Raw genomic sequence first — 14,123 nt, 5'->3', positions numbered from 1 at the left:
GTCTCTGCAGAACTAGCAGGAGCACTTTCACTTTCTTCTGATTTGACAACAGCCTCTGAGTCTGACGTAACAGCTGAATCCGATGCAACGTTATTTTCAATTGCAACACTGCCTGAAGTAGTCTCGTCCGCAACGGTAGCGGTTGTACTTTCAGATTCAAAATCACTAGTTGTAATTGAGGTTGATTCTACACTTTCACCCGAATTATTGTCAAGACGAGTTCCTAAAATATTTTGAATTTCTCCATATTTATCAATATCATCGTTGGCTAATAACTTATCCCATTCGTCACTCTTAACTACTTCCAATTGAGATTCAAGCATTACTTGTAACCGCTGACGGAAGATCCGCGTTTGTTTCTTTAAGTCACTAGTTTCTGACGTTAACTTCCGAGTCCCTTCTGCAGTATTTTCAACAATTTGATTAGCCTTTTCGTTAGCTGTTGAAACAATGTCAGTTGCCTGTTTTTGGGCTTCACGCACCATAATGTCAGCTTCACGCTTAGCATTGTTCTTAACCTTATCAGCAGCTTCTTGAGCAACCAAAATTGACTTATTCAGTGAATCCTTTAACTCACTAAAGTATTTCAGCTTGCTTTCATCGGCCTTGACCTTTTCTTGTAGCGCCCGATTCTGGTCGGTCAATTCCTGAACTGTTTGTGCGACTTCCTTAATAAAGTCATTCACTTCAGTTGGATTGTAGCCACGCATTTTAGTATTAAATTGGATTTGATTAATTTCATCTACAGCTAAACTCATCGGTTTTTCCTCCATGTGATCTTAATTAAGCGCGAATGATTGATAAAGTAATCCGCTGCTTATTCTTCCTAGTAATGCTCCCAACCTGATCCATTCTTAAACGGCCAGCATGTCTAACAGACAACATATCATGTTCCCGAACTGAGTAATCCGGTCGTTGCATTTCTTCCCAGTTGATTTGAACAAGGCCATGCTCTAATAACTGTTTTGCCCGATTACGAGAATAGTTAAATCCTGCTGCAATTATCGCATCAATTCTCAGTGATGAAACGGTTGTCGATAGCTGTTCCCAATCATCTTCAGGAACAATTAACTCCTCAAGTTGAACCGGCTTCCATTTTACTTTAATCTTGCCAACGTGATCGATTCGCTCACGGACAAACCGCGCCATCTGATTAGTAACCACCACTTGCCACCGTTTTCCATTAGTAACGATATCCCCAAATGATGCTCGTTCTAACCCCTCACCTAATAATGTTCCCATTATTTGCCGGTGATGAAGCTCAGCAAATTTTTGCGGATAGTCAACTTCTAAGCCCGTAACTGCAAAGTCAGCTGCCTGTGGCTGATAATATGACGGGAAAAAGAGCAACCGCCGCATTTCAGCACTTTGCCAACCACCAAATGACTCCAGCTTAACGTAATCATCACTATTAACAAGGGTTTGCGCAATATATTGCTGACGAGGATTAAGAAATGGTGTTAACACCGGACGATATTGATCATTAGCCTGAACTATCCAGTCATTGATTTGATCAATAATTGGCCCCTCATCGGCCCGGAAATGTTGTTTTACGTTTAATTCATCCATTATTTATTAAATCATCATGGTAATTGCTTTTAGCCCATACTGAACAAGGTAAAGAACAAAGATCGCTACAATCGGTGAAAAACTAATTCCCCCTAATGGCGGAATAAAGTCAAACCACCGCATATATGGTTCTACCAACCGATTGACAATCTCTCCCAAACGACTTCCTCTTGCATTTGGAAACCATGATAGCAAGCACCAAATGACAATCACCAGGATATAAATATCAATTAGTTGGTAAATTACCCAGGCTAAAAAATTAATAATTGCCATTACAAGCTCCTTTTCCGCTAAATTTTATCCGGATCATTTTTGAGCGTATCTGATAAATTACCAGAAACCTCAAAATTCTTTGGTGTGCAAAGGAATATTTCTTTCCCGATCCGCTTAATATCACCATTAATTGCAAAAACAGTCCCGTTCAAAAAGTCAACAATCCGACTGGCTACTTTGGCATCCATTTGAGAAAAGTTAACAATTACTGCTCGGTCATTCAATAATTGATCAGCAATTTGCTTAACATCCGCATAGAGTCGTGGTTCATACAATGCAATTTTACTTGAACGTTGACGAACACTATTCATTGAAACAACCTTATTATCCCCTTGGGCAACGGGAGCCTGTTCATCATAGTATTCTTCTTGATTATCAGAGTCACCATCACTAAAAAGACTCTTAAAAAGATTATTAGCCATCTCAATTCCTCCTAACCTTTCTAAAATCACGAAATGGGAGATGCCCTAAAATAGTGCCTCTCCCCATCATTTACCTATTCATTATTGACGACGATTCTTAAAGAATGGTGGTGTTGACAAGTTATCATCGTCATCATCAGTTGCGGCAGAATCATCATTAAAGACATTAAATTCTGGCTTCTTTACGTGTGAAAATTCATTGTCCGTTTGTTCATTTGAATCATTGATTCCTGCGGTTGGATCATTCCAACCATCAAAAGGATCATCTGATGCATTTTCTTGACTAGGCTTGTTATCATCACTCTTTGGTTCTTCACTTACTGGAGCAACGTGTTTTGCTGAATGAGTATTTTTACTCTTCTTTGCATCAATTCCTGTAGCAATTACGGTTACCCGTACTTCATCGCCTAGAGATTCATTAAGTGACATCCCGAATGAAATGTCAACATTGGTGCCAGCAGCCTGCTTAATTACATCAGAAGCTTCCTGTGCTTCAAACATTGAAAGATCCTTACCACCAGTAATGTCCATTAAGACATGTTGTGCACCTGAAATTGATACTTCAAGAAGTGGTGAGGAAATTGCCTTCTTAGTAGCTTCAGTAGCACGATTCTCGCCCGTTGCGCTACCAACTCCCATTAAAGCAGAACCCTGATTGGACATTAACGTCTTAATATCAGCAAAGTCTAAGTTGATGTATCCAGGAGTAACAATCAAGTCAGAAATCCCTTGAACACCCTGACGAAGAACATTATCTGCTTCCTTAAATGCTTCCATCATTGGAGTCTTCTTATCAATCATTTCAAGCAAACGGTTATTAGCAACAATAATCAAGGTATCTACGTTAGCCTTTAATTTTGCTAATCCCTCAGTGGCAAACTTAGCCCGGCGTGGACCTTCAAAAGAGAAAGGCCGAGTAACAACACCGACTGTTAATGCACCACTATCTTTAGCGATCTTAGCAACTACTGGAGCGGCACCGGTTCCAGTACCACCACCCATTCCAGCAGTAATAAATACCATATCTGAACCTTCAAGTGCCTTTTGAATTTGTTCTTCACTTTCCTCAGCGGCTTTATCACCTACTTCAGGATTAGAACCAGCACCAAGTCCCTTGGTCAACTTAGGTCCCAATTGGATCTTTGTTTGTGCTTCTGAGGCATTTAGTGCTTGCAAATCAGTATTTGCAACGATAAAGTCGACACCCTGAACTTTTTCAGTAATCATTCGGTTTACGGCGTTACCGCCACCACCACCGACACCAATAACCTTAATCTTAGCTCCAGCAAATTGGTTTTCCATTGAATTCTCGTTATCCATTCGACATCCTCCGTTAGTTTATTAATCAAATAAGTTGTTAAAGAGGCTCTTGAACTTATTACTAAACGAGCCATCTTTCTTTTTCGTATTTTGTTCTCGATCAGCCCGTTTTTGAATTGGTCTGCTATTGCTATTAACAGCACTCTCACTTTGGGGTTGATGATTGGCATCATTATTTTCCGCCGTGGTTTTACCAAAATCAGCTTCTTGAACTACTTGCTTAATCAATCGATCAATTCCGGACAGCCGATCTTCATAAAGGCCGAGCGCGTAACTGGTAGCAAAACGTGGGTGACGAATTCCCATTTGTTCAGGAACAAATACTTTTACGTTACCTGAAAAGTATTGCTTAGCTAATGAACTAATACCTGGTAGAGCAGCAACGCCACCGATTAAAATTACCCCACCTGGTAACTCAGGAGCATTAATCCGTTCTAGCTGACGCGCAACCCGGTTAAAGATTTGCCGAACTCGAGCTTCAATAACCTCTGAAAGGTAACGTTCACTATATTGAACCGGCTTATCTTGACCAACAACGTCAACATCAATCTGAACATTATCATCTGCTTGGGTACTATCTGCAAAGCCATGATCACGTTTTAATTGCTCAGCATTTTTTAACGATGTGTTTAAAACAGTTGAAATATCCTTGGTGATATACTGACCACCTTCTGGATCAACGTAACTGTACTTTAATTGGTGATCGTGAATAATACTTGTTGTTGTTTGACCGCCACCAAGGTCGATTACAATTGTTCCAAAGTCTTGCTCACCATCATTAAGCAGGTTAAATCCGGTTGCAATTGGTGAAACAACAAAATCACGAACCGTGTAGCCGGCTTTTTGGATTGCTTTTTTGGCATTATGGATAATTGTTTTTGGTCCGGTATAGAGAGTCCCCTTCATTTCGAGACGAACCCCAACCATTCCACGAGGATCTTTAATTCCATCAAAACCATCAACAGTGAATTCTGTTGGCACTAGATCAATTACCGTTCTTTCAGGCGGGATACTTTGTGTTAACGCTTCTCGTGCTAAATTCAAGACATCTTGATCAACAATTTCACGTGATTGACCATTATTGGCAATAGTAATCATCCCGTGAACCCGTTGCATTTGTAAATAATTTGCTGGCAAGCCAACAATAACTTGTTTAATGTCTATATTGGACTTCTCCTCAGCCTGAGCAATCGCATTTGAAATTGCACGAGCAGTCTTATCAATATCAACTATTACACCACGACTCATACCTGCCGCTGGCTCAACACCGACACCAATGACCTTAATTTGCCCCTTAACATTTTCACATACTAATGCTTTTATCGAGGTGGTTCCAATATCTAACCCAACATAAACCTCAGAATTATCCATTGAGAGGAACCTCCTAAATTTTTTACACTAAAATAATATTTTTATTTATTAGTCTAGTTTAGATTTTACCATAGTTAATCACTTGTAAAAAAAGATCTTCGTAAGTTTTTTTAATAAATTCATTTATCTTTTGATCCATAGTCATAAGAATATGCACCAACCCGCAAATCGACAACTCCTTGCCCCTTCATTTTAGTGAGAATTGATGGATAATATTTTAGCTTATCACCAACATTCGTTAAATTAGCTTTAACCGTATTACCATCTTTCATATACAAAATAATTTGGTGGGGAGACTCCTTAGTCGGTTGGTACTCTATCGAAGAAATCCCATGATAGATAACCGGCTTTAATTTTCCAAGTTGTTGTCCCAGAATTTTCAGCTGCTCACGATTCTTTTCAAATCCTTTAAAGTCAATATTGGTGTTTTGTGCTGTCGTTAATTGCAATTGACCATTCGTTAAAACAGCATATTTCTGCTTACCGATTTGACCTTCACCTAGCAAGTGATTTTCCGTAATCGCTACATGGACACTTTGAGGTCCGCGTAGTTTAACTTTTAGTGACCTAATTTGCGGATCCCTTATTTTAGCCTCATGCTCTAAATGCCGCTGTGCGAAAAATGCTGTCCAAATTAACCTCCCTCGCCAAATGGTAGTTGCTTTTTCGACCCGTTCATTCGACAATTCATTATTTCCGCTTATCGTAATATCAGTAACTTTACTTAAAGGAGAAATAATGTAAATCATTACCAGCAAAACGAGCCCGAAAATCCATACCAAGACACTAATTCTTTTTTTACTAGAGTTCCGACGCTGCTTTTTTATTCCAACAACCTTATTACTTATTGGTTGGTGTTCTCTTGCTTGTGCAGAATTATTCTGCTTCTCCAAACGAGCTAGCCGTTGTGAGTAACGACGGTGCTCTGGAATAAAATTGTCTCTCGTCATTTTACTCACCACTAATGTTCATTAATTGCCTTATGAAGAACCGCAATTAACTCATCAGCAGCTTGTGGGTGGCCAATCTTGCGAGAAGCACCAGCCATTTTGGCACGAAGATCTTTATTTTCCATAATTTTATCTGCTTGAAGCAATAATGACCTGCTATCTAATTTATCCTCAGTAATCATTACCGCTGCATTCTTTCGCACTAATGATTGGGCGTTTTTTACCTGGTGATTAGCTGTTACGTATGGACTAGGAATCAAGATTGTTGGAACTCCCAACGCAGTTACTTCCGCAATTGTTGTTGCTCCGGCACGAGAAACTAAGGCAGCAACTTTAGGCATCTTAGCAGGCATATCCTTAATGTACGGAACTACCTTAACGTTCTTGCCAATCTTTACTCCCTGAAGTTGTTTTTTAACATTATCATATCGTTTTTGACCAGTCGCAAAAATTACCTGGTATGGACGCTTGTTAAATTCTGGAATTGCATCAACGACTGTTGTATTAATCTTCGGTGCACCTTGACTACCACCAAAGACCATCAATGTCGGAACATCGTCTTCCAGTCCATATTCTTCCCATGAAAAGGTACTTGCGGTCTGAGAGGCAACCTGTTGAGCACGTGGGTTACCCGTCATTGTTACTTTTTCTTCGGGGAATTGGTTTCGGGCGGCTTCAAAAGCAATTGCAATTTGATCGACATACCGGCTCAAGAACTTATTCGTTACTCCCACGACACTGTTTTGTTCATGAATAACGGTTGGAATATGCTGCTTAGCTGCTGCATATAACACAGCGCCACTAACGTAACCCCCCGTCCCCAAAACAACATCAGGCTTAAAGTCACGAATAATTTTCTTCGCGTGGTGAACAGAGCGGAGAAACAGGTAAACTGTCTTGAAGTTTTCAAGTGAAAGCGACCGTTTGAACCCCTGCATGTGCATGGTTTCAAGTTTAATTCCTGCATCAGGAACAATTTTATTTTCGAGACCGCGAGTAGTTCCTACATAAAGAACCTCAGTATCCGGTTCAACTTGCTTTAAACGTTCAATTAAGGCTAGCGCTGGGTAGATATGTCCACCAGTCCCACCTCCAGAAACAAGTAACCGCATTATTCTCCCTCCTTTGTCTTAATTAGATTATCAACTGCTTCAATAAACTTATCACCGCGAACTTCAAAACTTGGGAACTGATCCCAGCTAGCGTTAGCAGGTGAAAGAAGGATAACATCTCCTGGATCACTAACTTTCCAAGCCTCTGGAACAGCAGTAATAGCATTTTCACTTTCAATAATGGTTGGAATCCCAGCCTGTTCAGCGGCATCTTTCATCTTATCCTTGCACTGACCAAATACAATGATTGCTTTGACGTGCTTCTTGAAGTATGGCACTAATCGTTCAAAGGTATATCCCCGATCTAGTCCACCAGCAAGTAAGATTACTGGTTGCTCAAATCCTTGAAGGGCGACCTCGGTGGCTTCAATGTCAGTTGACTTAGAATCATTATAGAATCGTCGTCCCTGGTAATCAGTTACGTACTGAAGACGATGACGAACTCCACTAAAGCTTGTCAGGACATCAACAATATCCTGGTTAGTTACACCGCTCAACTTAGCAGCAGCAATTGCGGCTAAGGCATTCTCAACATTCTGTGGGCCGATGAGACGAATATCCTTGGCATCCATAATGTAGTCACCGCGCCAATAGATCTTTCCGTCTTCTTCATACGAACCGTCATGACTCTTGTTTTGCCGTGAAAAAGGAACAATTGTTGCCTGTGAACGACGTGCAATTTGTTGCCACTCATCACGATCCCAATTCATTATGAGGTAGTCATCACTCGTTTGGTTTCGCGTAATATTTAATTTAGCATTAATATAATTTTCGCGAGTCTTATGGTAGTCAAGGTGGTTAGAAAAAATATTAGTAATAATTGCAATATGAGGACGAATTGTTGGTGCGCCTAATAATTGAAAACTAGAAAGTTCTGTTACCAACGTATCTTCTGGACCTAATTCCGCAGCAACCTTACTGAAAGAAACACCAATGTTACCGGCATATTCTACCCGGTGAGCATTACTTTTAGCAATCATTAGCTGCGTCAAAGTAGTTGTGGTTGTTTTCCCATTACTTCCCGTAACACTAACAAGATGGCCTTCAAAAATTTCCCATCCTAATTCTGCCTCGGTAATAATGGGAGTCTTTTTTTCAACGAATTTAGCGACCAATGGATTGTCATAGGGAATTCCTGGATTCTTTACAACAACATCAAAGTCTTCTTCTGCAAGACTAAGCGGATTAGAACCAGTAATTACTTTTATTCCGTCATTTTCTAAGTTTTCGACTACTGTCGGATCCTTCGGGGTAGCTTGATCGTTAGCAACCACATTGGCACCTAGTTTTTTCAACAAGTGGGCAGCATTAAGGCCGCTAATTCCGAAGCCTATTACAAGAATTTTTTTATTGTTATATGTTGTTACTTTTTTCATTTTTCTAGCCACCTAATAAAAGTTAAATATTAAAGATTAAAATACTTGCCACTACAATAATTGAAGCAATTAAGCCAACACACCAAAAGACAATGTCGATTTTCCATTCACTCCATCCACAAAGTTCAAAGTGGTGGTGAATTGGGGTCATCTTAAAGATCCGCTTTCCGGTAAGCTTAAATGAAGCAACCTGCATAATTACACTAGCGGTTTCACAAACATAGACGATCCCAATTACCAACAACGACCATTCGTGATGAAGCAATAAGGAAACAGCAGCTAAAGAAGCCCCAATTGCTAATGATCCCATATCACCCATAAAAATTTTAGCAGGCTTATGGTTATACGGGAAGAAACCACAAAGTGTCCCGATCATTGCTAAACAGAAAAGAGCGATTTCAGCATAGCCTGGTTGATTGATGTTAACTAACGCAATAATTAAGTAGGCAAGGAATGAAATAATGGACAGGCCACTGACCAAGCCATCTAAACCGTCAGTTAAATTAACGGCATTGGAGAACCCAACAATCCAAAAGATAATAAAGAGCCCGTACCACCAGCCTACTTGACTAGTTCCAAAGCCCATTTGAAACCCTTCATGCTGATAAATCACCGTAAAGATCATTGCAGCAATTACCTGGCATAAAGCTTTTTGCCATGCTTTAAATCCTTCGTTTTGGTGGTGGAAGATCTTAATGCTGTCATCCCACATTCCGATCAAACCATAAACAACAAGGATGAACAGAAGTGCCCACATAGTATTAGTCAGCATTCCAAGAAAGCCGGCAACAACTAGAATGGTAATTACGGCAGAAATAATAAATAAGAGTCCTCCCATTGTAGGAGTTCCAGCCTTCTTAGCATGCCACTTTGGCCCTTCTTTTCGAATTTGCTGCCCTTCTTTTTTTGCGTGAAAATAGCGAATTAACGAGGGCATTAATAGAAATGTAATTAAAAACGAACAAATTAATGTTACTACAATACTAATAAAATTCATGTTTTCCTCCTAGATTAATGCCGAGAAGAATACTCGACAGTCAGTGTTGATGACTTATTTACACTATCGTTAGCCTTGATACTCTGCTTTGTAACGTAGCCAGAACCTTTTTCCTTCAACTTAATTCCCATCATCTGGGTAAGTTTTTGAACGTCATCGGAACTCCAGTTACTAATGTCCGGCATCTTATATTCTCCCCCGGTATCTAAAATGATTCGTTGATTAATTAGGGAAGATTGACCACTGGCAATTGATTGACGCTTAACACTTTGTCCTGATCCAATGACAACCGGAACAAGGTGCTTTTTATTAAGCCGATCGCTTGCAACCTGTGATGACTGGTTAACCATATTAGGAACTTTAACAATTCCGGAATTCTTTTGTTTGGTACTCTTTTGTCGACTAAGAATAAACTTCATCGTTGGGTTAAAGACTTCCGCAATCATCTTTGTTGCTGGTTTACTTAGGTTATGAGGCTTTCGTAGCGTGACATACATTACATAGCGTGGATTATTGACAGGTGCAATCCCAACAAATGAGTAAAGGTAACTACTATCGCTATTACCATATCCTCCAGCACCACCAATTTGCGCAGTCGCTGTTTTTCCCGCAATTTTATAACCATCAATTTGATAATCATGGCCAAGGCCCTTTTGATCATAAATAACTCCCTCCATCATTTTAACGACTTTTTTAGAGGTTGAAGCCTTAATTGGCTGGCCAACCTTCTTCGGAGTTACTTTTTGAATTGTTTTTCCTTGGTTATCGGTTACCTTATCAATAATGTATGGCTTCATCATCTTACCATTATTAGCAATTGCACTAAAGCCCTGCATCATTTGCATGACATTGACAGTAATCCCTTGACCAAATGCAGTGTTGGCCTGTTGAAGGATTCCCTTAAAGGCGCTATAGCCACTAACTTCATTATTCATTCCTTCAACATTCACCTTGTTAAACATCCCAAAACGGGTTAAATACTTTTTCCAGGTTTTAGCCCCCATATTCTGTTCGACATGAGCGAAACCAACATTACTTGATAAGTCAAAAGCATCCTTATATGAGATTACTCCCCATCCAGATGTCTGCCAGTCGGTAACCTTACCCCCGCCAATTTGCCAGGTTCCAGAATTAAAGGTTGCGTTCGGGTCAAAGTGCCCAGAATCAATTGCTGCGCTTAGGGCAAATGTCTTCATCGTGGAACCCGGTTCGTACACATCCTGAACAAGCATGTTCCGCCAAACAGGATTCTTTTTTGAGTGAAGTGTTGGTCGCTGAGATGCAGCAATGATTTTACCTGTTTTGGCATCCATAACCACCGCAGTCATTGACTCTGCCTTTGATTCCTTAAATACCCGGGTCATTTTATTTTCCATGATATGCTGGACCTTGGCATCAAGGGTTGTATAAATATTATCCCCATTGATCGCTTTTTTTACCACCCGGTTACTATTAGCTAAGCTATATCCGTAAACATCCTTTTTATCCTGACGAAGGCCATTCCTTCCGGTTAATTTTTTATTAAAATAACTTTCAAGGCCAACCTGACCAACTAGTGTCATTTGTCCCGTTTGCTTATTGGTTATTTTGGGCGTTGCCATCCCAATTATCTGTGATGCAAATTCTCCTTCTGGGTATGACCGGGCTGGCGTTGCAATAAAGCCGATCCCCGGAAGCTTTTCTGCTTTAATCTGCTGCATCTTGGCAACTGATAAGTTTGCACCGGCACTCCCAAATTCAACCTGGTAAGACTGCCCTTTTTTAGATAGCGTCTTAAGAATTTCTGATTCAGGCATTTTAATGTACTTAGCAAGGATCCTTGCTGTCCGTTTTTTATTCTTCACGTATAGCGGTTTACCATCTGCAGACCGCTGACTCTTATCTAAGACAGCATAAAGAGTGTATCTACTAGTATCTGTCGCTAAAACTGAGCCATGCTGATCATAGATATTCCCCCGCTTAGCAAGAATGGTTCTCCTTTGGGTATATATTTGTTCAGCTTGAGAACGCAGGTTAACGTGTTGAACATCCTTTGTAATTGCAATATATGCAAAACGAACGATAAATAACGTAAACATTGCAACTACTATTATGAAGAGCCACTTGCCAAAAGTTTCTCTGTTGCCATTATTTCCGTTATTTTTCGTTCGTTGAGTCATCTTATTCATTATTTATTAACGTTCCTTACGTTTGAATTATGATCCACTAATCCATACTTTTTAGCAGCTGACCGCAATTGAGATTGACTCGTCATTTCAGCAATTGCTTGCCGATGACTAGCATTATCATTTTTTGCTTGATATATCTTTGTTTGTAAGTCTTGTAATTGATGCTGACGAGTATTGATTGTGTTTTTAGTTGATAAAAGTGAAATTGTTAAACATAAGGTTACAATACTACAAACAGCGACTAGCCCGCGTTCAAAGTTTGACCAGGTAACCGTCTTAATGGCGGGCCCCAATTGCTGACGAGCTTGGGCACCAGGATCGGTTGTCCTCGGCTGATCACGCGAAATCCTTTTTGCAGTATTTGAAACCATCTCAATCACTTTCCTTTTGTATTTTTACTTTTTTATTCTTTCAATTATCCGTAACTTAGCACTATGAGCACGGTGATTATTTGCTAATTCTTCTTGACTAGGAAGGATTGGCTTCTTATTAATTAATTTAAATTTGGGTTGCATTTCTGGTGGAATTACCGGTAATCCTGGCGGCAATTCATCAGCTAATGAGACCTTTTCATGGAACATTGTTTTCACTAACCGGTCTTCTAATGATTGAAAAGTTATCACGCTTATTCGACCGCCAACGTTAAGCAATTCTAGTGCTTGTTCCAATGAATCTTCTAATGCTCCCAATTCATCGTTAACCGCAATTCTAATTGCCTGAAAAGTCTTTTTTGCTGGATGACCGCCATGCCGCCGAGCAGCTGCCGGAATAGCCTCTTTTATCACATCAACAAGTTCAAAAGTTGTTTTGATCGGCTTGCTCTCTCGGCGCCGTTCAATCTTGCGTGCAATTTGTTTAGCAAATCGTTCTTCGCCATAACGATAAAGAATCTTGACCAGCTTTTCATATGGCCATTCATTAACAACGTTCATTGCGGAAAGCGCCTGCTGTTGGTTCATCCGCATATCTAACGGTGCATCCAGCTTATAGCTAAAGCCCCGTTGTGCATCATCAAATTGTGGTGATGATACTCCCAGATCATATACAATTCCATCAACACTCTTAACACCGTTTTTCGCCAGTGCCGTCCCCAAATTGCGAAAATTATCTTCAATTAAGATTGAACGACCATCATCAATGAATTTTTTCAAGTGCTGTTGGTTATATCTGATTGCTGTCTGATCCTGATCGAATGAATACAGGCGCCCAGTTGTTAACTGGTTAAGGATTGCTGAACTATGACCCCCACCGCCTAAAGTGGCATCGACATAGGTTCCATCTGGGCGGATATTTAGACCAGCAACAGCTTCATTTAATAATACTGTTACATGTTTGAACTCTGTCATCAAAAATCCCCCATTAAAAGTCGATATTTAGATCTTCAGCAATCTGGTCAAAATCATCTTCAGTAGATTCAGTAAACTGCTCCCACTTCTCTGTACTCCAAATTTCAAGCCGATTAGCGACCCCTACCACAACACACTTTTTTTGCAGTTTAGCATGTTGACAAAGAGTATCTGGTAAATTAATCCGACCTTGCTTATCAAACTCGCAATCCGTTGCGGCTGAGTATAGGAAACGAACAAAAGCCCGGGCATCACGTTTGGTTAACGGTAACGCCTTTAGCTTTTCTTGAAGCTGTTCCCATTCGTTAAGCGGGTAACCAAATAGGCACCCATCTAAGCCACGAGTGACAATAAAGTGAGTGCCTAATAGTTCACGAAATTTTGCAGGGATGATCAGTCGGCCCTTGCTGTCGATCGAATGTGTATATTCGCCCATAAACATTGGCCTTTACCTCCCCACAACCACTTTATAGGTAAAGTCTACCACAATCCCCCACTTTCCACCATATCATTTCAAAAATAATCGTTAATAATAAAAAAATTAGTGAAAAGTCATTTTCGTTTACGAAATGGCTCTTCACTAACCAATGCTTAATATTATTAATGTTATATTAATGGCAGATTCTGACAGAACAGCGAGCCTACGAAGATAATTACTGCCAAGATGACCGATAATCGCCAAAATACTGGCCAATAACGACGGTAAATAAACTCTCCATAGTGAACCGTTTGAACAATGATTAAAATAATTGCAACAATCATCCAAATTGCAACCGGATACGCAATCCAGTAAAGGCTAGCGATGTTATAAATACTTAGCAACCATAAAATAATTGTCCAAGCAACTGGACTATGAACATGACGGTGCCGACGAGCAAAATGAAAGACTTTGCCAATTAAATTTTCAACAAACCAAATAACAACAAGTAATATTAATTGTAGAAATGCGATTCGATAATCCATAACTGGTTCTGACTACTCCCGATTAATTTCTAGTAATAGTTTATCACAGCATACTAAGATGTTTGAAATCACCTTATAAAATGATGTAGACTATTACTATTATAAATTCATCTATGAAGGGCGGTAAAAGGATGCAACGTAAAAAGAAAACACGTTTTCAAAAGATTACGATGGTTGCTATCTGGCTTATGTTAATTGCAATGCTTGGTTCCCTAATTTTTGGTGCCATCGCTTCATTAGGCGTAATGTAATTAAA

15 protein-coding genes and 1 pseudogene are annotated in these 14,123 nt (G+C 39.9%); 1 reads left to right on the top strand and 15 read right to left on the bottom strand.

The features are described 5' to 3' along the window. Nucleotides 1-169: 169 nt before the first annotated feature. From N4627_RS03415 to N4627_RS03345, 15 genes and pseudogenes are all read right to left on the bottom strand, one after another. A pseudogene (locus N4627_RS03415) lies at nt 170-758 on the bottom strand (DivIVA domain-containing protein); the annotation flags it as partial. 25 nt (nt 759-783) lie between these two features. Then, complete coding sequence (locus N4627_RS03410; protein ID WP_003716841.1) at nt 784-1,569, bottom strand: YlmH family RNA-binding protein; 786 nt, start codon at nt 1,567-1,569, stop codon at nt 784-786. 6 nt (nt 1,570-1,575) lie between these two features. Continuing rightward, a complete protein-coding gene (locus N4627_RS03405) occupies nt 1,576-1,836 on the bottom strand; it encodes a YggT family protein (protein ID WP_178695423.1) in 261 nt (86 codons plus the stop codon). A 23-nt stretch (nt 1,837-1,859) separates the two neighbouring features. After that, on the bottom strand, nt 1,860-2,264 hold the full coding sequence (locus N4627_RS03400; RefSeq protein ID WP_040531050.1) for a cell division protein SepF: 405 nt from the start codon (nt 2,262-2,264) through the stop codon (nt 1,860-1,862). An 81-nt stretch (nt 2,265-2,345) separates the two neighbouring features. Continuing rightward, on the bottom strand, nt 2,346-3,584 hold the full coding sequence (gene ftsZ, locus N4627_RS03395; RefSeq protein ID WP_003716838.1) for a cell division protein FtsZ: 1,239 nt from the start codon (nt 3,582-3,584) through the stop codon (nt 2,346-2,348). Nucleotides 3,585-3,605: 21 nt separating this feature from the next. Continuing rightward, nucleotides 3,606-4,955 (bottom strand): cell division protein FtsA, encoded by a 1,350-nt coding sequence (gene ftsA / locus N4627_RS03390; protein ID WP_191337033.1) that lies wholly within the window; start codon nt 4,953-4,955, stop codon nt 3,606-3,608. Between the two features lie 119 nt (nt 4,956-5,074). Continuing rightward, a complete protein-coding gene (locus N4627_RS03385; RefSeq protein WP_040531046.1) occupies nt 5,075-5,905 on the bottom strand; it encodes a cell division protein FtsQ/DivIB in 831 nt (276 codons plus the stop codon). An 11-nt stretch (nt 5,906-5,916) separates the two neighbouring features. Next, complete coding sequence (gene murG, locus N4627_RS03380) at nt 5,917-7,017, bottom strand: undecaprenyldiphospho-muramoylpentapeptide beta-N-acetylglucosaminyltransferase (RefSeq protein WP_003716835.1); 1,101 nt, start codon at nt 7,015-7,017, stop codon at nt 5,917-5,919. Beyond that, entirely contained in the window at nt 7,017-8,393 is a 1,377-nt protein-coding gene (murD, locus tag N4627_RS03375; RefSeq protein WP_098044990.1) for a UDP-N-acetylmuramoyl-L-alanine--D-glutamate ligase, read from the bottom strand. Before murD ends, murG begins: the two co-directional genes overlap by 1 nt. 22 nt (nt 8,394-8,415) lie before the next feature. Then, the gene (gene mraY / locus N4627_RS03370) at nt 8,416-9,390 is read right to left on the bottom strand and encodes a phospho-N-acetylmuramoyl-pentapeptide-transferase (RefSeq protein WP_260965005.1); all 975 of its coding nucleotides are present in this window, start codon (nt 9,388-9,390) and stop codon (nt 8,416-8,418) included. Between the two features lie 14 nt (nt 9,391-9,404). Next, nucleotides 9,405-11,558, bottom strand: coding sequence for a penicillin-binding protein (locus N4627_RS03365; protein ID WP_191337031.1), 2,154 nt, complete (start codon nt 11,556-11,558; stop codon nt 9,405-9,407). Further along, the gene (gene ftsL2 / locus N4627_RS03360; protein ID WP_260965004.1) at nt 11,558-11,929 is read right to left on the bottom strand and encodes a cell division protein FtsL; all 372 of its coding nucleotides are present in this window, start codon (nt 11,927-11,929) and stop codon (nt 11,558-11,560) included. Before ftsL2 ends, N4627_RS03365 begins: the two co-directional genes overlap by 1 nt. Before the next feature lie 24 nt (nt 11,930-11,953). Beyond that, nucleotides 11,954-12,904 carry a 16S rRNA (cytosine(1402)-N(4))-methyltransferase RsmH gene (rsmH, locus tag N4627_RS03355; RefSeq protein WP_003716830.1) on the bottom strand — a complete coding sequence of 317 codons (951 nt, stop codon included), beginning with the start codon at nt 12,902-12,904 and terminating at the stop codon, nt 11,954-11,956. A gap of 13 nt (nt 12,905-12,917) precedes the next feature. Then, the gene (mraZ, locus tag N4627_RS03350) at nt 12,918-13,346 is read right to left on the bottom strand and encodes a division/cell wall cluster transcriptional repressor MraZ (protein WP_003716829.1); all 429 of its coding nucleotides are present in this window, start codon (nt 13,344-13,346) and stop codon (nt 12,918-12,920) included. Between the two features lie 164 nt (nt 13,347-13,510). Further along, nucleotides 13,511-13,867: a DUF3397 family protein gene (locus N4627_RS03345; RefSeq protein WP_003716828.1), complete on the bottom strand. Its 357-nt coding sequence runs from the start codon at nt 13,865-13,867 to the stop codon at nt 13,511-13,513. Nucleotides 13,868-13,998: 131 nt separating this feature from the next. Between N4627_RS03345 and N4627_RS03340 the strand changes: the two genes are divergently transcribed. Further along, nucleotides 13,999-14,118, top strand: coding sequence for a DUF4044 domain-containing protein (locus N4627_RS03340; RefSeq protein WP_081446177.1), 120 nt, complete (start codon nt 13,999-14,001; stop codon nt 14,116-14,118). Nucleotides 14,119-14,123: the final 5 nt, after the last annotated feature.

Origin of the sequence: Limosilactobacillus vaginalis, from assembly GCF_025311515.1 — a bacterium.
In the GTDB taxonomy this organism is placed as follows: domain Bacteria; phylum Bacillota; class Bacilli; order Lactobacillales; family Lactobacillaceae; genus Limosilactobacillus; species Limosilactobacillus vaginalis.
This window is presented reverse-complemented; position numbering and strand designations above follow the sequence as displayed.